At 59.8% G+C, this 19,211-nt stretch carries 15 protein-coding genes, 1 tRNA gene and 1 other RNA gene; 12 read left to right on the top strand and 5 right to left on the bottom strand.

Annotated features, from left to right (window positions below):
- Positions 1-105 precede the first annotated feature (105 nt).
- On the bottom strand, positions 106-834 hold the full coding sequence (locus HMPREF2842_RS00430) for a queuosine precursor transporter (protein ID WP_070605051.1): 729 nt from the start codon (positions 832-834) through the stop codon (positions 106-108).
- Between the two features lie 234 nt (positions 835-1,068).
- Here HMPREF2842_RS00430 and HMPREF2842_RS00425 point away from each other — a divergent pair, with 234 nt between their 5' ends.
- The gene (locus HMPREF2842_RS00425; RefSeq protein ID WP_070634307.1) at positions 1,069-2,121 is read left to right on the top strand and encodes an alpha/beta hydrolase family protein; all 1,053 of its coding nucleotides are present in this window, start codon (positions 1,069-1,071) and stop codon (positions 2,119-2,121) included.
- A gap of 108 nt (positions 2,122-2,229) precedes the next feature.
- The gene (locus HMPREF2842_RS00420; protein ID WP_005509262.1) at positions 2,230-2,925 is read left to right on the top strand and encodes a TetR/AcrR family transcriptional regulator; all 696 of its coding nucleotides are present in this window, start codon (positions 2,230-2,232) and stop codon (positions 2,923-2,925) included.
- Between the two features lie 121 nt (positions 2,926-3,046).
- Here the strand turns inward: HMPREF2842_RS00420 and HMPREF2842_RS00415 are convergent, their stop codons facing one another.
- From HMPREF2842_RS00415 to ffs, 3 genes are all read right to left on the bottom strand, one after another.
- The gene (locus HMPREF2842_RS00415; protein ID WP_005507186.1) at positions 3,047-3,370 is read right to left on the bottom strand and encodes a type II toxin-antitoxin system VapB family antitoxin; all 324 of its coding nucleotides are present in this window, start codon (positions 3,368-3,370) and stop codon (positions 3,047-3,049) included.
- Positions 3,371-3,490: 120 nt separating this feature from the next.
- Positions 3,491-3,579 (bottom strand) — tRNA-Ser (locus HMPREF2842_RS00410).
- 331 nt (positions 3,580-3,910) lie between these two features.
- Positions 3,911-4,007, bottom strand: an RNA gene (gene ffs, locus HMPREF2842_RS00405) — signal recognition particle sRNA small type.
- Between the two features lie 191 nt (positions 4,008-4,198).
- Here ffs and HMPREF2842_RS00400 point away from each other — a divergent pair.
- From HMPREF2842_RS00400 to purL, 9 genes are all read left to right on the top strand, one after another.
- The gene (locus HMPREF2842_RS00400; RefSeq protein WP_070641816.1) at positions 4,199-6,925 is read left to right on the top strand and encodes a DNA polymerase III subunit gamma and tau; all 2,727 of its coding nucleotides are present in this window, start codon (positions 4,199-4,201) and stop codon (positions 6,923-6,925) included.
- Between the two features lie 179 nt (positions 6,926-7,104).
- A complete protein-coding gene (gene recR / locus HMPREF2842_RS00395) occupies positions 7,105-8,247 on the top strand; it encodes a recombination mediator RecR (RefSeq protein WP_070641814.1) in 1,143 nt (380 codons plus the stop codon).
- A gap of 192 nt (positions 8,248-8,439) precedes the next feature.
- Positions 8,440-9,735, top strand: a complete 1,296-nt coding sequence (locus HMPREF2842_RS00390) for an aspartate kinase (protein ID WP_005507189.1) — start codon at positions 8,440-8,442, stop codon at positions 9,733-9,735.
- Between the two features lie 220 nt (positions 9,736-9,955).
- On the top strand, positions 9,956-10,420 hold the full coding sequence (locus HMPREF2842_RS00385) for an excisionase family DNA-binding protein (RefSeq protein WP_005507190.1): 465 nt from the start codon (positions 9,956-9,958) through the stop codon (positions 10,418-10,420).
- On the top strand, positions 10,414-11,073 hold the full coding sequence (locus HMPREF2842_RS00380) for a PIN domain-containing protein (protein WP_005507191.1): 660 nt from the start codon (positions 10,414-10,416) through the stop codon (positions 11,071-11,073). Before HMPREF2842_RS00385 ends, HMPREF2842_RS00380 begins: the two co-directional genes overlap by 7 nt.
- A 52-nt stretch (positions 11,074-11,125) precedes the next feature.
- Positions 11,126-12,076 (top strand): 3-methyladenine DNA glycosylase, encoded by a 951-nt coding sequence (locus HMPREF2842_RS00375; RefSeq protein ID WP_070641811.1) that lies wholly within the window; start codon positions 11,126-11,128, stop codon positions 12,074-12,076.
- A gap of 122 nt (positions 12,077-12,198) precedes the next feature.
- A complete protein-coding gene (gene purS / locus HMPREF2842_RS00370) occupies positions 12,199-12,450 on the top strand; it encodes a phosphoribosylformylglycinamidine synthase subunit PurS (protein ID WP_005507194.1) in 252 nt (83 codons plus the stop codon).
- Between the two features lie 5 nt (positions 12,451-12,455).
- Positions 12,456-13,268: a phosphoribosylformylglycinamidine synthase subunit PurQ gene (purQ, locus tag HMPREF2842_RS00365; RefSeq protein WP_070641808.1), complete on the top strand. Its 813-nt coding sequence runs from the start codon at positions 12,456-12,458 to the stop codon at positions 13,266-13,268.
- Positions 13,269-13,293: 25 nt separating this feature from the next.
- Positions 13,294-15,612: a phosphoribosylformylglycinamidine synthase subunit PurL gene (gene purL / locus HMPREF2842_RS00360; protein ID WP_070641807.1), complete on the top strand. Its 2,319-nt coding sequence runs from the start codon at positions 13,294-13,296 to the stop codon at positions 15,610-15,612.
- A 139-nt stretch (positions 15,613-15,751) separates the two neighbouring features.
- On the opposite strand, the gene HMPREF2842_RS00355 is transcribed toward purL, so the two are convergent.
- Positions 15,752-16,414 (bottom strand): biliverdin-producing heme oxygenase, encoded by a 663-nt coding sequence (locus HMPREF2842_RS00355; RefSeq protein WP_070599145.1) that lies wholly within the window; start codon positions 16,412-16,414, stop codon positions 15,752-15,754.
- Between the two features lie 237 nt (positions 16,415-16,651).
- Between HMPREF2842_RS00355 and HMPREF2842_RS00350 the strand changes: the two genes are divergently transcribed.
- A complete protein-coding gene (locus tag HMPREF2842_RS00350) occupies positions 16,652-19,054 on the top strand; it encodes an HtaA domain-containing protein (protein WP_070641806.1) in 2,403 nt (800 codons plus the stop codon).
- Positions 19,055-19,211 lie beyond the last annotated feature (157 nt).

The following is a 19,211-nucleotide window of genomic DNA, read 5'->3' as shown; positions in this document are numbered from 1 at the left end:
CGTATCTCTTTCTTAGACATGCTGTGTATTGAATAAAGCTGAAATGGCAATGCCGCCCGGTCGTTAGGCCGGGCGGCTCTGCACATCAGCTGTCAGGAGGTTAGCTTATGCCACGTACTCGAGTTCGTGACGCTTGAACCAACCAATAATCGGGTAGCTGATCGGCATGAGGATCACCTCGACCAGGCACTTATAGATATAGCCAATCAGTACGTAGTTGATGAATGCTTCCACGGTGTCGATGCCGAGCACCGGTGCCGCAATGGAGCAGAAGATAACGGTATCGAGCAGCTCACCGACCAGGGTGGAGACGATCATACGCAGCCACAGGAAACGGCCCTTGCTTGCCTTCTTCATTGCCACCATAACCCAGGCGTTCAGGGTCTGACCGAAGAGGTAACCGAGCAGGGAGCCCGTAAAAATCTGCCAGACCGGGCCCAGTACGCTAGCGAATGCCTCCTGGCCGGTGTAGAAGCTCGCAGCGGGCAGGTGCACGATCAGCAAGAAACACAGGGCAGCAAAAGCAGCCGAGCCGAAGGAGGCCACAATCGCGCGGCGGGCACGCTTAAAGCCGTACACCTCAGAAAGAAGGTCGCCAATCACGTAGGCGAGCGGGAAGAGGAAGAAACCACCATCGGTGACAATGGTCGAGCCAATCAGGGGCAGTTCGAAGGGCAGCGGGCCGAACTCCACACCCTTGGTTGCACCAATATTCGAGATGATCAGGATGACGCAGGATGCGCCCAGCAGCAGATCAAAGTAGCCGCGGCGACCAGCCCAGGGCACCGTAACGGTGCTCGTCTGAGCCATAGATTCGCTAACGGGTTTAGCCATTACTTTCCCCAAGTCTTTCTTCATGCGATGTGTTTCTTCACGTAAGGTACGAGCCCTCACGCGTGGTGGGTGAGCGCGCTATGCAGGGCGCTACTCACCGGCTCGTCTGCCACCCGAGCCTATCTAATAGTACCTATATGCCGTGGCGGCGGCAGGTTTACGGGCTTCGTTCAAGAGTGTGGACGCTCATGACCACCCCGCCAGCCTTCCTGACCGCACATTTACAATAAATGTATGAAGAATCTGGGCCACGGAATTCACCGCACTGAGCAGGTGGTATCCCTGCTGGGGGCGGGGCGTGCGCTACGCGCCTCGCTTCGGCGGTCGGTACGGGGTTCTTCACAGCAGGTGCGGAGGCGGCGGCACCGTAACCAGCGGCGGCTGAGCGCGCATATTCCGCGTCTGCATCCGCTGTTCACCTATGCGGCGCAGGCCGTGCGCACCGGAGCTTCCCTGCTAGAGCCAGTGCTTCTGGCTTCGTCTGAGCTGCTCGGTTACCGATCGTTTACGCATCGCGGGCGCAATATCTACTATCGGGTCGATAACCTGTATCTTCTGACCGATTCTGAGTCTGCGCCCGGTGTGCTGTTCTATTTTGATGGTGATCATCTCTCGCGTGCCGGTAGCCGCCTGTTGCGCCGAACTTCCCCCCTGCGTGCCGAGCTGGCGCAGGTGGCGGCTGAGTTCAATATGCTGTCGGTGCCGGTGCTGTCGCCGGGTAGTCTGCGGGAGCCGCGCCTGACCGATGGTGATTCTTATGCGCCTCCGCTGACCTACAACTGGTGGGTTCGCGCCCGCTCAAACGGCAGGATGGTTCGCGCCCTCATTGAGGAGATTGCCCTGGCGTACGGGGTGGATATGAGCCGTATCTGGCTTGCGGGCTATTCGGGTGGCGCCGAGTTCCTCAGCTACGAGCTGCTGTCACACGATATTGAGTGGATTCGTGGAGGTGGCGCCACCTTTATCGGTGGCGGCGGCGCTGACGGCGTGCCCGTGCGGGTGCGTGAACAGGCTGCGCTGAATCCTTCCTCGCATGAGCACCTGTTGATGAGCTGGCATGTGGGTGTGCTGGATGGTCGTTCGCCGTCGGCTCGTCGGCGTATGGCGACGAGTTCTGAGGGGAGTTGGTCGGCGCGGATTGCGGTGCAGGAGGGTAGTGCGTTCTACGAGGGTTTGGGTGCGCGGACTTTGTTGCAGGTGACTCCGGGGCGTGGCCATACGGGGTATCCGATTGCGTCGTTGGTGGGTGCTGATTTGGCGGCGGCTACTCGTTTGGGGTTCTTGTGAGGACTGATTTTTGTCATATTTGTGAAAATTCGCATGGATTACGCAAATTTCTTGGTGACACATTCAATAAATTCGTCATTTGCTGACGATTTGGGGTAGAGTGTCACTATGCCTCGTATTTCTGCAGCAACCAACGCCGCCCAGCGCGAAAACACCAAGCGCGCCATCCTCAACTCCTTCGGCGAGATCCTCTACAACCGCGGCCTCTCCGGCCTGACCATGACCGACGTCGCCAAGAACGCCGGCATCGGCCGCACCGCAGTCTACAACTACTTCGCCGACATGGGCGAACTGCTGGTCGCCTACGCCCTGGACGAAACCGAACGCTTCCTCAACGAGCTGCGCGTCGGCCTGGAGGGCATCGAAAACCCGATTGACCAGCTCGCGGTCTACATTCGCTTGCAGATCAACGACCTGGCGCGCCGCCACCTGCCTCCGGGCCCTGCGATGCGCTCCATGCTCTCCCCCGAGTCCTACGCGAAGCTCGGCAAGCACGTTCACGAGCTGCAGATGGTGCTCGCGCATATTCTTTCTGCCGCCATTGCCGAGAACTACATTCCGAAGAACGACATTCGCGAGCTGGCGATGCTCGTACACGGTTCCCTCTCCTCAAGTGCGGGTCGCGCGGAGGATGCGCCGGATGAGGAGACCCGCGAGCGTCAGATTCTGAATACTATCCGTTTTATTCAGATGGGCCTGGGCGCGCGTTTTGACGCCGAGGGCAACCCGGTTCGCCTGGATTCCGAGGAGTCCCTGCCGGAGCAATCCCCGGTGCAGGAGGCGGGCCTGAAGGTCGCATCCTAAGCGTGGCACCTCTGAACCGTGGAACCTGAACCGCGGAACGTAGCTCAGTTATACGTCACAAAAATGCCGCGGACCTGATGCTTCTCGCATCGGTCCGCGGCTTTTTCTGTATTCGGGGGGGTTACGCGCCGGGCAGCAGTGCCGGAGAGATGGAATCCAGGTCCAGTACGCGCGCGTACATGACGGCGCGGCGGTGCAGGGCGTTACGCAGTGCGCGGTGCACGCCGTCTTCGAGGTATAGTTCGCCGCCCCATTTGACCACGTGCGGGAAGAGGTCACCGTAGAAGGTGGAGTCTTCGGCGAGTAGGGTCTCGAGGTTGAGGGTCTTCTGGGTGGTGATGAGGGTGTCGAGGCGTACCTGCTGCGGCGGGATTCCTCCCCAGTCGGCGTGGGTCATGCCGTGCTGGGGGTAGGGGCGGCTGTCGCCTACTTTTTTGAAGATCATGGTGGTGCTTTCTGCAGGTATGGGGCGCCTGGGCGGCGCGTGGACCCGTGGGGGTTCTGAAGAAATAGTACCAAGGGGTATAAAAAATCCCCGGTCTTAGAATCTAAGACCGGGGATCAGTGGCGGAGGATGGGGGATTTGAACCCCCGAGGGCTGTTAACCCAACACGCGTTCCAGGCGTGCGCCATAGGCCGCTAGGCGAATCCTCCAGCTATGTTTTCTACGCATTGCGTAGGCAACGAATAAAACTTTACTACGCTTTTACCGGGCGCGCAAGCCCTGGATGGGAAAAGTAACAGAAAGCACATTTGTGGGTGCTTGTACTCTTACTTTTGGGCATAGAAAAACCCCTTACGCAACCGCTGAAACCCAGAATTCCGAGCGAGCGAACTGAGGCGCAGGATTCCGAGCGAGCGAGGTAATAAATCCTGCGTCGAAGCCGCCGAGCCCTAACGAGGCGGAATCCTGGGTTGAAGCCGTCGAACGACAGTGAGACGGGTATGACGGGTGCCTGATTGTCTATGTAGCTGATTTTAGGCATAGAAAAACCCCTTACGCACCCGTCATAGCTCGAATACCCTTGCTACCTTCCGGTCCTGGGGGAGTTTTCCAAGATAACGCCACGTAAGAGGCAAGAACCAGTGTACCGGATTTTTGGGTTCTTGGGAATTCGGTGCATCCGCGGTATTTCTGTGGGCGTACGGACTGCCCGATGAGCATCCGTGACGTGTGCGTGTTCGCCGGTGACTGGTGACCACTCGTGCCGAGGGTGGAGCGTCTAAAATGGTAGGGATTGTCCTATCCGCACCCCGAGTTGAAGAGGTTGCCGTGAGCACTGCCCTTTATCGTCGTTATCGCCCCGAGACCTTCGCTGAGGTTATCGGGCAGGAGCACGTGACCGAACCTCTTATGGTCGCTCTGGAGAAGAACCGTGTGAATCACGCGTACCTGTTTTCGGGTCCGCGTGGTTGCGGTAAGACCACGTCGGCGCGTATTTTGGCGCGTTGCTTGAACTGTGCGCAGGGTCCGACTCCGACTCCGTGTGGTGTGTGCGATTCGTGCCGTGAGCTGTCGCGTGATGGTGGCGGTTCTCTTGACGTGATTGAGATGGACGCGGCGAGCCACGGCGGTGTGGATCATGCCCGTGACCTGCGTGAACGCGCTACTTTGGCGCCGGTGCGTGACCGTTACAAGATCTTCATTATTGATGAGGCGCATATGGTGACCCGTGAGGGTTTCAATGCGCTGCTGAAGATTGTGGAGGAGCCGCCGGAGCACGTGAAGTTTATCTTCGCGACGACTGAGCCGAATAAGGTGCTGGGCACGATTCGTTCGCGTACTCACCATTACCCGTTCCGCCTAGTTCCGCCGGAGGTGCTTCTGCCGTTCCTGCAGGGTCTGTGCGATCAGGAGCAGGTGCCGGTTGAGCCGGGTGTGCTGCAGCTGGTGATTCGTGCTGGCGGCGGTTCGGTGCGTGATTCGCTGTCGATTCTTGACCAGCTGATGGCTGGTGCGTCGTCGCAGAACGGTATTGAGTATGACCGTGCGGTGGCGCTGCTGGGTTATACCCATGCGCAGCTTCTGGATGAGGTCATTGATGCGTTGGGTGCGAAGGATGCGCCGACTCTCTTTGGCGCGGTGTCGCGTGTGGTGGCGACCGGTCAGGATCCTCGCCGTTTTGTGGAGGATCTGCTGGAGCGTCTGCGTGACTTGATTGTGGTGAAGGCTGTTCCGCAGGCTGCGGGTCAGATTTTGCAGGGTCTTCCGCAGGATCAGTTGGAGCGTCTGGGTCAGCAGGCTCAGGCTTTGGGTGAGCGTGAGCTGACGGTTGCTGCGGGTACGGCGAATGAGACTCTGAATGGTATGACGGGTGCGGCGAATCCGCAGCTTCAGCTGGAGTTGCTGTGTGCTCGTCTGCTTCTGCCTGCGGTGGAGGGTTCTGCCGGTGGCGCTGAGGTTGCGGCGTTGGCTTCTCGCCTGCAGGTTTTGGAGCGCCGCGTGGCTTCTGGTGCTGCTGGTTCCGCGGGTTCTGCTGGTTCTGCCCCGGCGCAGGGCGGCATGTCTGCGGCTCGCGCGGCGGGTATGGCGGCGGCTGGCCTGGCTCCTAAGACCCAGGTGTCTGCACCCCAGACTTCTCAGGAGCAGGCAGCCCCTCAGCAGAGCGGCTCTCAGCAGGGCAGTTCTCAGCAGGCCAGCGCGGGTGCTCCCCCGCTGGCGGGTGCGCCCCTTAGTGTTGCACCTCTGGCACCGACCGCGCAGGAGTCTGCGGCTGGTGCTCCCCTAGCGGGTAACACCCCGGCGGCACCTCATGCTCCGGCGGCACCGAATGTCCCGGCTTCTCCTGCAGCAGCTGCGGCGGGTACCCCCTCCGCGCCTCTGAAGCTTGACCCGAACGATCCGCTGGCGGCGGTTCAGGGTAATTGGCGCGCCATTCTTAACCGAATGAGCGTTCCCGGTGCGGCGGAGCAGCTGATGAAGGTTCGCCCCGCCCGCATGGACGGCGCAACCCTGTACGTGAGCGCCGACATTGCGACTCTGCGCGCGGTCAAGGGCTTTGTGCCCGAGCTGACCGCCCGCGTGAGTGAGTTCCTGCGCCGTCAGGTGACCATCCACGCTCAGGTGGCGAAGCCCGGTGAGCAGGTCAAGCCCGCAGCTCAGCCTGCTGCTCAGCCCGCAGCGCCCAGTGCGCTCACAGCGCAGCCTGCAGTTCCCGCGACTGTTGCCCCGCAGGCGCCTCAGCAGCCGGCGCCGCTGGCTGATGGTCCGCGCGGCGGTGAGGATGCGTGGCGTCGCCACGGTCAGCCGCTGACCGGCGCAAACACCCCCGAGTCTACGAGCGTGGATGCGCCTCTGGGCGCGTGGGAGGTTGCCCCGATTCCGCAGAGTGCCCCCGAGGAGGCACCTCAGCAGGCTGTCCAGGCGGCAGTGCAGGCACCGGTTCAGGAAGCCCCGGCTGGCCCGCTTGCGCCTGAGCCTCCGGTTGCTCCGCAGGTTCCGGTTGCTCCGGCGGGTGGTTTTGGTGAGCGTGATTCCTTTGCGGCCTCCGGTAGTGGAGTTCCGCTGCAGGAGAGCGCTGCTGAACCCCAGCGTGCACAGGAGCCCCCGTTCGCACAGGAGCCTCCTCACGCGGAGGAACCTCCGTATGAGGAGGAGCCCCCTTTTGAGGATGAGCCCGCCTACGCTGAACCGGTTGAGGCACCCGCTGCGCCCGCAATGCCGACTGCGCCTGTAGCACCGGCTGGTCCGCTTGCTAATCCGGTTGAGCCTGCTGGTCCGTTGGCAGAGACACCGCAGGCAGCACCGGCTGATACTGCTCCGGCAAGCGATGAGAAGCCCGCAGCGCAGGCTTCTAACGCAACCCCAGCACCGACTCCTAGCACACCGACTCCGAGCACGTCGGCGGCACCGGCTCGCCAGGCACGCGCCGCATCCGATGAGGACTACGTCTCTGAGGATGATGAGAAGGTCGAAAACAGCACCTTCATCGGTCTGCGCGCTATCGAAAAAATTATTGGTGGCACCGTCATCGACGAACGCCCCCTGCACCAGCCCTAATCCGGGAATCTAACACCCGGCAGGTGCCGCGCCCGCCATCGCACCGATGGCGGGCGCACTCATTCCAGCACCTACCCGCTACGCGAAACGCCCCTAAACTGTCAGGGGTTGGGTGCATACTCATAACGTCACCCAAGAGCAACGCACCAGCACAGCACACCGCATCAGAAGGAGAAGCCATGTACGAGGGAGCAGTTCAAAACCTCATTGACGAGCTCGGCCGCCTGCCGGGTGTGGGCCCCAAGTCGGCTCAGCGTATCGCCTTCCATATTCTGAATGCGGACGCTGCCGATATGGCGCGCCTAGCCAACGCGATTTCCACGGTGAAGACCAGTGTCAGTTTCTGTGAGGAGTGCGGTAACGTCTCCGAGACGAAGCTGTGCACGATCTGTCGTGATGAGCGCCGTGACCCGTCCGTGCTGTGCGTGGTTGAGGAGTCCAAGGACGTGGTCGCGATTGAACGCACCCGTTCTTTCACCGGCCGCTATCATGTGCTCGGCGGCGCCATTAACCCGCTGGCGGGCGTGGGCCCGGAGCAGCTACGTATTCGTGAGCTGGTGTCCCGCCTGGCGGATGAGCGCATCCAGGAGATTATTCTGGCGATGGACCCGAATCTTGAGGGTGAGGCGACCGCAACCTACCTCTCGCGCATGCTCATGCCGTTGGGTGTGCGCCTCTCGCGTCTGGCGTCGGGTCTGCCGGTCGGTGGCGATCTGGAGTACGCGGACGAGATTACTCTGGGCCGCGCGTTGGAGGGTCGCCGCGTCATTAGCGAGGGCACCGCGGCGGCGCATACTGCCGCCGAGGATTTTGAGCGCGTGAACCGTGAGGAGGAGCAGGAGCGTGAGCAGGCGGCTCAGGTTCAGGCTCAGGAGGCGAAGCAGAGTCGTCGCCGCTGGAATTCGAGCATGTTTGACGACCTGGATTCTGAGGATTCTGCCGTTTCCGACCCGGCGGCGCCCGCCGCTGAGGGTGTGCAGGGCACGGTGGATGAGCAGCTGATCGAGCGGGTTCTGCAGGAGGCTGAGAAATCAGGCGAGGAAGCCTCCCCCACCGATTCTGGTGCGGGCTCTACGCCTGAAGCCACAGAAGCAGAATCCACCCCTGACCTGGGCGAAGACTCCGGCGAGGAGGCTCCGGCGAGCGCTACCTCCGAACCGACTGAAGCACCCGTAACCGAGCAGGCGGAAGATGCGCCGGAGGTGTTCCGCGCCCCGGACTATGAGGAGAAGATCCGCACTATTCAGAACGCCCCGTTACGCACCCCGAAGCCGGACGTTCCGCCGCTGCCGGGCGTGACTTACGTGAACCCGTGGACCTAGCCTTCCACCACTAGTACGTGCGCGGTAGGGTTCGCGCTCCCGGGCCCGCCACGACCCGCGTAACATTCGGTAATATTCCACGAATCAATACATACGGGGGCTTAGTTAGCCGTGCGGACTGAACGCCGTCTACTATAGGTGAGGAACCGGCGCTCTGCCGGTGGCACACAAGTAACTGACCTGGAGATATCAATGAGCCTGATCGTCCAAAAGTTCGGCGGTTCCTCCGTAGCTGATGCGGAGGGCGTAAAGCGCGTTGCCCGCCGCGTCGTGGACACTCAGAAGGCAGGTAACGATGTGGTCGTCGTGGTGTCCGCTATGGGTGACACCACCGATGAGCTGCTCGACCTTGCCGCAGAGGTCACCAGCAATGTCACTCCTTCCCGTGAGCTGGACATGCTGCTGACCGCCGGTGAACGCATTTCAACTGCCATCCTGTCGATGGCTATTAACGACCTGGGTGCTAAGGCCCAGTCTTTCACTGGTTCTCAGGCTGGCATGATTACCGACGGCGTGCACGGTTCTGCACGTCTGGTGGAGGTCAACCCGGAGCGTATCCGTGAGTCGATTGAGGCCGGAAATATTGCGATTGTGGCCGGTTTCCAGGGTATGAACCGTCAGAGCGGCGATATTACGACTCTGGGCCGCGGCGGTTCTGATACGACTGCTGTTGCTCTGGCTGCTGCTCTGAACGCTGATGTGTGCGAGATTTACTCGGATGTGGACGGCGTTTTCACTGCCGACCCGCGCATCGTGCCGACCGCGCACAAGCTGGATACCATCACCAGTGAAGAGATGCTGGAGATGGCGGCGAACGGTGCGAAGATTCTGCACCTGCGCAGTGTTGAGTATGCTCGTCGTTTTAATTTGAAGCTTCACGTGCGTTCTTCGTTCTCTAACCTTGAAGGCACTATTGTGGTTCCGGAGGAGTCCGCGGAACTGACCCCCACCCATCTGAAGGAGATTCCCTTGGAGCAGCCCCTGATTTCTGGTGTCGCGCATGATCGCACCCGCGCAAAGATTACTGTTGTTGGTGTTCCGGATGTTCCCGGTTCGGCAGCTAAGGTGTTCGGTCTGATTAATGAGGCGAAGGTTAACCTGGACATGATTGTTCAGAACGTGCCGACTGACCGCCCCGGCGTGACCGATATTTCCTTCACCCTGGATCAGGATCAGGGCCCCACCGCGCTGAAGGCGCTGGAGGATGCTAAGGCGGAGCTGGGTTTCCAGGAGGTTATTTACAACGAGTCGGTTGGTAAGCTGTCGCTGGTTGGCGCGGGCATGAAGACTAACACGGGTGTTTCGTTCACTTTCTTTGAGGCCCTGTCTAACGCTGGCGTGAACATTGACATGATTTCGACTTCTGAGATTCGTATTTCGGTGATTACTGAGCTGAGCAAGCTGGATGAGGCTGTTCGCGCGGTGCACACTGCGTTCGGTCTGGATGCTGAGGGCGAGGCTACTGTTTACGGTGGTACTGGCCGCTAGGGTTTAGCTCGTTTGTGGGCTGTACGCTTCGGGAGGGGCGGTGCTGGGTTTTCTCAGCACCGCCCCTCCCCTTTTCTGTTTACAAATGAAATAACTGAAACACTTTACAGTTATTTCAGATACAAGGTAGAGTTATAGCTACTGGACTACATTTTGCGAGGTTCTAACTTACTTGAGCTAAGCACCAAATGCAATCCAGTAATACAAGGAAGGAACAAAGATGCCCAACACCCAACTCCTGCAGGAGGAAACCCTTAATCAAGCCCAAACCGAAGCAAAAAAGCTACTCGGGGACTCAAACGAAACTGCCGTTACTCTGACCGTTTCAGGGAATGAAAGCCAGGAAATCGGTGATGCGCTTAGCCAAGTTATTCAACAGGTTTTGCATGCTTTAGCACAGGGCCAGCGCATCGAGATTCAGACCAGCCCACAGTACTTGACCACTACTATGGCAGCTCGTCGCATTGGCATCTCACGCCCGACCCTTATGAAGGCTATTCGTTCCGGCGAGCTCCCCGCGTTCAAAGTAGGAAGCCATTTCCGCATCCGCACCGGGGACGCAGAAGTTTTCCGCAAGACCCTTTTGGAGAAGACCATCGCGCAGAAGGAACAAGCTCTCAAAGATCTTTGGAAATTTGAGGAAGAGAACAATCTCAACGACATTATCGGAGGACCTGCGTGGTAAAAGAGAGCACATTATCAGATGCTGAATCTGTCCTACTGGATACGAACATTCTGATGTCTAAGACTCTTCGCGATTGGATTCTCCTTTTGACAAAGGAGAGTGACTACAGATTTTTCGCTCCATACGTATCCACCGGAATCATGGATGAGTTTGGATACCACACACGCCGAAAGGACCCAATGATTCATGATGCAAAAATTGAGAAATGGAAACAACAAATCCTGACATCCTGCAAGTCCCTAATCGCAGGTTTCCCTGTTGAACCAGTTGCTGGCTTTCCCGATATAAACGATCTTCATGTGCATGCTGCCGCCCAACACGGCGGCATGCACGCATTAGTCACCGATGACCGCAAACTGCTCGATTATGCTTCCACGGAAGAAGCTCAGAATATTCAAAATTATGAGACACTCAGCGCGGATGATTTTCTGATGCAATTCACCGAATACGCTCATCCCTCCTTATTTGCCGAGGTCTATCTTTCCCAGGAATCTTATGCTCACTCTAAGGGATTCACGGAGACTGATATTCCTCGCGCACTTGAACGAGCAGGAGCGGGTCAATTTGCCCGTTATCTTCGGACTGCAGTGATTAATAGCCCACAGTTTGACGATTATGAACGTGAGTTTAAAGCCCGGTCTTCTAGTAACTAGATAGACATTGCTACGTCCACTACCTTGTCACAGCATCGTTTAGGCTAGAAGCATGAGTAGTGTTGTGTTTTCCCAGGTGATGGATGCCCGCGAATGGCGTGCCGCCGCTGCCGCCCATGAGGCGCGTGCCGGCCGCTACGCCGACCCGTTTGCGCAGCGTCGCGCCCGCCACGAAGTGCACCCCGTGGAGGACTTCCTCTTCACCTACTACACGCTCAAGCCCGGCCAGTTTAAGCGCTGGCACCCCGGCGCCGGCATCATCCTGCTGGATGCGCCCGAGCGCGCCTCCTGGCGTTTTTACCGACCCGCCACCGAGCAGGAGCTCCTTGACGCTGGCTGCACCCTGCAGGTTGCGCGCGCCCAGGCGGATGCCGCCTCCGCCGTCACCGTGGACGTCACCGACTTCGTGGAGCGCCGCGCCACCGCCCTCGCCTTCACCCACGAGATCCTGCGTAACACGGCCGCAAAGAAGGGCCAGTTCGGTTGCTTCGGCATGCACGAGTGGGCGATGGCGTACAAGTCGGTGGAGAACAATATCCGCCACGACTACCTACAGCTGCGCCTGGGTGCGGAGGGCACGGACCGCGTGGTGGAGGAGCACCGCATCCGCTGCTCGCACTTTGATGCGTTCCGTTTCTTCATGCCGCAGGCGGCACCGTTGAACGAGCTGCAGCCGACCCGCGAGACGCAGCGCGTCCTGGAGCAGCCCGCGTGCCTGCACGCGAATATGGACGTGTACAAGTGGGCGTATAAGCTGCTGCCGCTGGTTGATTCGGCCCTGGTCATGGATTGTTTCGACCTGGCGTGGGATGCGCGCGAGCTGGATATGCGCGCGGCCCCCTACGATATTCGCAGCTGGGGGTACGAACCGATTCCGGTGGAGACGACCGAGGGTAAGGCTGAGTACGTGCGGATTCAGCGTGAACTGTCGGAACATTCCATTGAGTTGCGTGAGCGCCTGCTTGCGGTGTGCGAGCGCTATCTTCCGCCCCTCGAGGCGTAAAAGACGTGATTCGAGCCTCTTAGAGTATCCACCAACCGAACGCATACCCCCGTTACGGTCGTTAGTACGGTAAGATGAGATACGGCTCATACAGAACCCACGCACCCAAGGAGTGCCCACACATGGCCCGTATTGTTGTTGATGTTATGCTCAAGCCCGAAATTCTTGACCCGCAGGGTAAGGCTATTTCTCACGAGCTGCCCCGTATCGGCGTTGATTCCTTCGTGGATGTTCGCCAGGGTAAGCGCTTCGAGCTGACCGTCGAGGGTGAGGCTACTGAGGAGCACCTCGCAGCTGCCCGCAAGGCTGCTGAAGAGCTGCTGTCGAACCCTGTCATCGAAGACGTTGTGAACGTTTCGGTTCTGGAGGACTAATACCTATGGCAGAGTCCCTCGCACCTACTGAAGTCCCCCTGGTTGGCGACTTTTCTACTTACTCCCCGAACCCCGCTTTCGCTGATGCACGCGTTGGCGTGGTGACTTTCCCCGGCACCCTGGATGACCGTGACGCTGCGCGTGCTGTCCGTCTGGCTGGCGGTACCGTCGTTGAGCTGTGGCACGACGACGCTGATTTGAAGAACGTTGATGCCGTCATTATTCCTGGCGGTTTCTCCTACGGTGACTACCTGCGTGCTGGCGCTATTGCTGCGAAGGCTCCCGTGATGCGTTCGGTGATTGATGCCGCTAACGCTGCTGGTACCTCCGGTTCCGCTCCCCTGCCTGTTCTGGGTATTTGCAATGGTTTCCAGATTCTGACTGAGTCTCACCTGCTGCCCGGTTCGATGATTAAGAACGATCACCGCAAGTTCATTTGCCGTGACCAGATTCTGCGCATTGAGAATAACTCCACCTCCTGGACGAGCAACTATGCTGCTGACCAGGAGATTGTTGTCCCTCTGAAGAACCAGGACGGTCAGTATGTTGCTGACCAGAAGACTCTGGAGGCGCTGGAGGCTGAGGGTCGCGTGGTGTTCCGCTACGTTGGTTTCAACCCGAACGGTTCCCGTAACGACATTGCTGGTATCAGCAATGAGCACGGTAACGTGGTCGGTCTGATGCCGCACCCGGAGCACGCTGTGGAGCCTGGCTTCGGTCCTTCCTCTTCTGGTTTTGGTGAGGTTTCTCTGCGCGGTGGCGCCGATGGTCTCGGCGTGTTCACCTCCGTTCTTGCCAACCTGATTAACGCCCGCTAACGCACGACAAGGATTCTAAGAAGTTATGAGCGAAAAGCAGTTTAACCTCGACACCGTCGAGCACGCGGCGGCAACCCCGGACACCGAACTCCCCTGGGCTGAGCTGGGCCTGAAGGAGAACGAGTTCGAGGATATTAAGGAGATTCTTGGTCGCCGTCCTACCGCGGCTGAGCTGGCAATGTACTCGGTCATGTGGTCCGAGCACTGCTCCTACAAGTCTTCTAAGGTTCATCTGAAGCAGTTCGGTGCGAAGGTCACCGATGAGATGAAGAAGGACCTGATGGTCGGTATCGGTGAGAACGCCGGTGTGACCGATATTGGTGACGGCTGGGCTGTTACCTTCAAGATTGAGTCCCACAACCACCCCTCGTACGTGGAGCCCTACCAGGGTGCTGCGACCGGTGTGGGCGGTATTGTGCGTGACATTATTTCCATGGGTGCACGCCCGATTGCTGTGATGGATCCGCTGCGTTTCGGCGCGATTGATCACCCGGACACCGCCCGCGTTATTGGCGGCGTGGTTGCCGGTATTGGTGGTTACGGTAACTCCCTGGGCCTGCCGAACATCGGCGGCGAGGTTGAGTTCGACTCCTGCTACCAGGCAAACCCGCTGGTCAACGCACTGGCTGTGGGCATTATGCGCCACGAGGATATCCGCCTGGCGAACGCATCGGGCGTGGGCAACAAGGTTGTTCTGTTCGGTGCGCGCACCGGTGGCGACGGCATCGGCGGTGCGTCGGTGCTGGCGTCCGAGTCTTTCGATGACACCAAGCCTTCGAAGCGTCCTGCCGTTCAGGTGGGCGACCCCTTCGCTGAGAAGGTTCTGATTGAGTGCTGCCTGGAGCTGTTCAAGGGCTCCGTGGTGGAGGGTATTCAGGACCTGGGTGCTGCGGGTATTTCCTGCGCAACCAGCGAGCTGGCTTCTAACGGTGAGGGCGGCATGCACGTGGACCTGACCAAGGTTCTGCTGCGTGACCCCACCCTGACCCCGGGCGAGATTCTGATGTCTGAGTCTCAGGAACGCATGATGGCTGTGGTCTCCCCCGAGAACGTGGAGCGCTTCGAAGCGATCATGAACAAGTGGGGCGTGGAGTACTCCTTCCTCGGTGAGGTCACCAACTCTGGCCGCCTGGTCATCGAGTGGGACGGCGAGGTCATCGTGGATGTTGACCCCCGCACTGTTGCACACGACGGCCCGACTTACGAGCGTCCTTACGCACGCCCGGAGTGGCAGGATGACGTTCAGGCTAACCACTTCACCGGTTCGGCTGCTGACGATTCCCGCCCGCGCGGTAAGGAGCTGGGCGAGGCAATCAAGGCGTTCATGGCGTCCCCGAACATGTGCTCCAAGTCCTGGATCACTAACCAGTACGACCGCTACGTTCAGGGCAACACCGCCCTGTCCATGCCGGACGACGGCGGTGTGGTGCGCGTGGACGAGAACACCAACCTCGGTGTTGCTCTGGCGACCGACGCCTCCCCTCGTTTCACCTACCTGGATCCGTACGAGGGTGCTCGCGCGTCCTTGGCTGAGGCGTACCGTAACGTTGCGACCGTTGGTGCACGCCCCGTGGCTGTGTCTGACTGCCTGAACTTCGGTTCTCCCGAGGATCCGGACGTCATGTGGCAGTTCGCTGAGGCTGTTCGCGGCCTGGCTGATGGCTGCATGGAGCTGGGTGTTCCGGTGACCGGCGGTAACGTGTCCCTGTACAACCAGACCGGTGGCAAGGCTATTAACCCGACCCCCGTGGTAGCGATGATGGGCGTGATGGATGACGTCACCCGCCGCACCCCCTCGGGTTGGGCTCCTGAGCACGACGGTCAGGCGATTTACCTGCTGGGTACCACCCGCGATGAGCTGGACGGCTCCGAGTGGGCTCGCTTCAAGGGTCACCTGGGCGGTCAGCCGCCGAAGGTTGATCTGGCTCTGGAGCGTCAGCTGGGTGACATGCTGGTGAACATGTCTCGTGACGGCATGATTGATGCCGCTCACGACGTGTCTGCCGGTGGTCTGGCTGCTGCTCTGTCGGAGGCTTGCCTGCGTTTCAACACCGGTGCCCGCATCGGCCTGGGTGAGGTTGCTGAGCGTGACGGCGTGGACCTGTTCACCCTGCTGTTCTCGGAGTCCCTGGGCCGTGTTGTGGTTTCGGTTCCGCGTTCTGAGGAGGTGCGCTTCAAGGATATGTGCACCGCTCGCCAGTTCCCCTTCGCACGTATTGGTGTGGTGGATGCTGCATCGAACGCTCTGGACTTCCAGGATGAGGTTTCCATTGACCTGGATGAGCTGCGTGCAGCTCACGAGGGCACTCTGGCAGCTCACTTCGGTGAGGTTGCTAAGGGCTAGTTTTCGACTAGTTTGAGACTAACGCCGAAAGGGGCGGATGCTTGCGAAAGCATCCGCCCCTTTTGTTATGCCCGCTGGCTTGTGCGTTGAGCGGTGAGAGGTTGTGCGTTGAGGCGTTCTGTTTATGCGCGTTCTGGGTTTATGCCTCGGCGACCTTGCGGCCCAGCTGCGCGAACAGGGAGGCGTTAATGCGGAAGCCTTCGATGCATTCTTCGATGAGGGCTTCGCGCTGTTCGTCGGTCAGGGGTGCGTTGTCGAGCAGTTCTCGGTAGCCGTCCTTAAAGACCTTGGGCTTGGGCAGTTCGGTGAAGCGGTACATGCTCAGCGCTTCGGCGGGGATGCCGTAGTGGCGGTTGACGAGCGCTGCGACTGCCTGGCCGCCGGAGAGGTCACCGAGGTAGCGCAGGTAGTGGTGTGCGAGGTAGCGTTCGGGGGAGTTGATGGTGGCGCGGATACGCTCTACGTATTCTGCGGTTGCGGGCAGGGGCGCGTCGATGTCGCCTTCCTGGCCGAGTGCGCGGATGTCTGCACGGATGTATTCTGCGCGGTCGAGGCCGGGGTGGGTGAAGGGTTCGGTGATGGGGCTGGGTTCTGCGCGGTAGTGTTCGGAGACTGCTTCGAGTGCTTCGTAGATGTGCACGTACTGGTTGATGAGGCGCAGGTATGCCTCGGTGTTGAGGGAGCCGCCCATGAGGTCTTCCATGAAGGTGGAGTGTTCAGCGTTGTCGTGGACGTGCTTGGTGCTTTCCTTCAGGCGTGCGGAGAAGCGTTCCTGGGTGGTTTCGGGGGCGGTAATAGTCATGGTGAGTTCCTAAAGTGGCTTGTGGGTGAACAATAAATGTTTTAGTGACACGATGTCACCAAAACCTGTTAATGACATATTGTCACCAAAAACCGGTTTTGGCAATAGCTCTCGTAAAAAATTTGCTAAGGTAAACCTCATACACAAGTCACCCTAGGCATTAAGTTACACAAACATAGGCTAATAGGGCTAGACTTGATACGAACACCACAATCACAAAATTCAAGGAGACACCGAATGTCTACCCCCTCTCTCACCAAGCGCACTTGGGCGTTCTTGGCTTCAGCAACCATCGGCCTCAGCAGCGTCGCTGGCGTACCCGCAGCCTTCGCAGCTGAAACCAACTCCCACGTCAGCGCCGGTGAGGTAACCGCAGCCTCAGAGCAGAGCCTGCAGGACGTCACCGTCAACTGGGGCCTGAAGAAGTCCTTCCGTTCCTACATCAACGGTCCCTTCTCCCAGGGCTCCCAGGAACTGACCGGCGTCACCACCAACGAAGACGGCTCCTACCACTTCACCTCCGCCAAAGGCACCGTAGCCAACGGCGAATACTCGGTCACCTTCACCGGCTCCTCGATTCACTACACCGCACACCACGGTCTGCTGGAAGTCATCATCTCCGACCTCTCCGTCACCATTAAGGACGGCGTGGGCACCGTGCGCGCCAACGTTCAGTCGCGCCCCTACAACGGCAACACCACCCCGAACGACCTGGTCGAAACCAAGAACATGACCATCGGCACTTTCAACGCCTCCGGTCTGAAGGTTGAGGGTAACACCATCACCCTGCCCAGCGTTGACGAGGAAAACGGCACCCGCGTCAAGCTTTCCGAAGAGGCAACCGGCGCCTTCGCGGGCTTCTACAAGGCAGGTCAGGAGCTGGATGCGCTCGGCTTCTCCGCAACCATCGTGACCAAGGAAGCACCCGCGCCGAGCCCTGAGCCCAGCACTGAACCCAGCGCCGAGCCGAGTGCTGCGCCGACCGCAGAGCCGACTGCTGCGCCCAGCAGCGAGCCTTCCTCCGCACCGACCAGCGAGGCACCCAAGCCCACAGACCCCAAGCCCGCAGACCCCAAGCCTGCAGAGCCCACTTCTGCAGCGCCGAGCGTAGCCCCCACCTCCGCGGCACCCTCCTCCCCCGCCGCAACCACCGAGCCCAAGCGTGAAGAAAAGGTCACCGGCAACGTCGTCGAGTCCGGCACCCTCAGCTGGGATATCCGCGAGTCCTTCCTGAAGTACCTGACCAGCTTCGCGCACGGCTCCGTGAACGTTGAGGGCATGGAGAAGACCGCAGCTGGCGGCTTCAAGTACACTCAGGCATCCGGCGTGTACAACCCCGAGACCAAGACCGGTCAGATCAACTTCGCGGGCACCGCAGAGTTCACCGGCCACAACGGTCAGCTCAAGAGCACCATCAAGAACATGCGCCTGGTCGTCGTCAACGGCAAGGGCACCCTGGTCGCTGACGTGGACGCGCTGACCCGCGACGGTAAGTCCGTTTCTAAGACCGGCCTGGCTATCGCCGAGGTGGACCTCTCCGGCGCGAGCGTGAAGGACAGCATTTTCTCGGCACAGAACGCAGCAGTCGCGCTCACCGCTGAAGGTTCCGACGTGCTCTTCGCGGGCCAGTACCGCGGTGCCGACAACGCCATGGCACCGCTGAGCTTCTCCGTAAAGCTCAGCAAGCAGACCGCGGAGAACACCGTTGAGGTTCCCCGCGTCTCTGAGAACAAGTCCTCCGATAACAAGGGTTCTGAGAACGGCTCTTCCGATAACAACTCCTCGAACTCCTCCGGCAACTCCGGCGCTAACGGCTCCGGTTCTAACGGTTCGGCAGGCACCTCCGGCAGCGTCTCTAACGGCGGTTCTTCCTCGAACGGCTCTGTCAGCAACAACCCGGCACAGCCGGTCTGCGTACCCGTCACCCGCACCCGCGAGGTGCAGGAGCAGGGCGCGTCCGACGGCACCATTAAGAGCGCAAACCTTGGCTGGGGCGTGCGTGATTCCTTCCGCAACTACGTGCGCGGCGGCATCGCGAACGGTAGCTGGGAGCTGAACGGCACCTCCTACTCTTCGGATGCGTTCAACTGGTCTAACGGTACCGGCACTTTCAAGGGCGGTAAGGGTTCCATCTCCTTCAGCGGTTCGGTTCGTTTCACCGGTCACCACGGCATTCTGGACACCACCATTGCGAACCCGCGCCTTGAGATTAACGGCAATTCCGGCACTCTCTACGCAACCATGAACAGCAATGACCCCTCCGGCAAGGCAACTAACTACGGTGAGGTGGCACTGCTGAAGGTGGATCTTTCGGGTCTGCAGAGCTCCTCTGACGCTGTGAGCGTCAACGGTGCGGCAACCACCCTGACCGCTGAGGGCGCGAAGGCGTTCGCTGGCTTCTACGATGCCGGTAAGGACATGGCTCCGCTGAGTTTCTCCGCGGCGATTAACGGCGCGAAGACCACCACCAAGACCGTGTCCGAGACCGTCTACGAGGGTGAGGGTTGCGACCCGGTCACCGGCAAGCCTCTGGCTTCCACCGGCGCCTCCGGTGTTGAGGGCACCCTAGTTGCAGGCTTCATCGCTGTTGCAGCCGGCGCGGGTACCGTCGTGTACACTCGCCGCCGCAAGAAGGCATAACGGTACCTCACGAGGATGCCCACACTGTCGGCTCGCCCGTGAGACTCAACCATGAGGTTCACCGGTAAGCCGACACGGCCCGTGCGGGGGTGCAGATTTTCACTGCACCCCCGCTTCAGGTGCCAGGTTTTACCCCGGCGCCTACCCCAGTTTTTCT

It is taken from the genome of Rothia sp. HMSC069C10 (genome assembly GCF_001812205.1).
Taxonomy (GTDB): domain Bacteria; phylum Actinomycetota; class Actinomycetes; order Actinomycetales; family Micrococcaceae; genus Rothia; species Rothia mucilaginosa.
The sequence above is the reverse complement of the archived record's forward strand: the minus strand, read 5'-3'. Positions and strand labels throughout refer to the sequence as shown.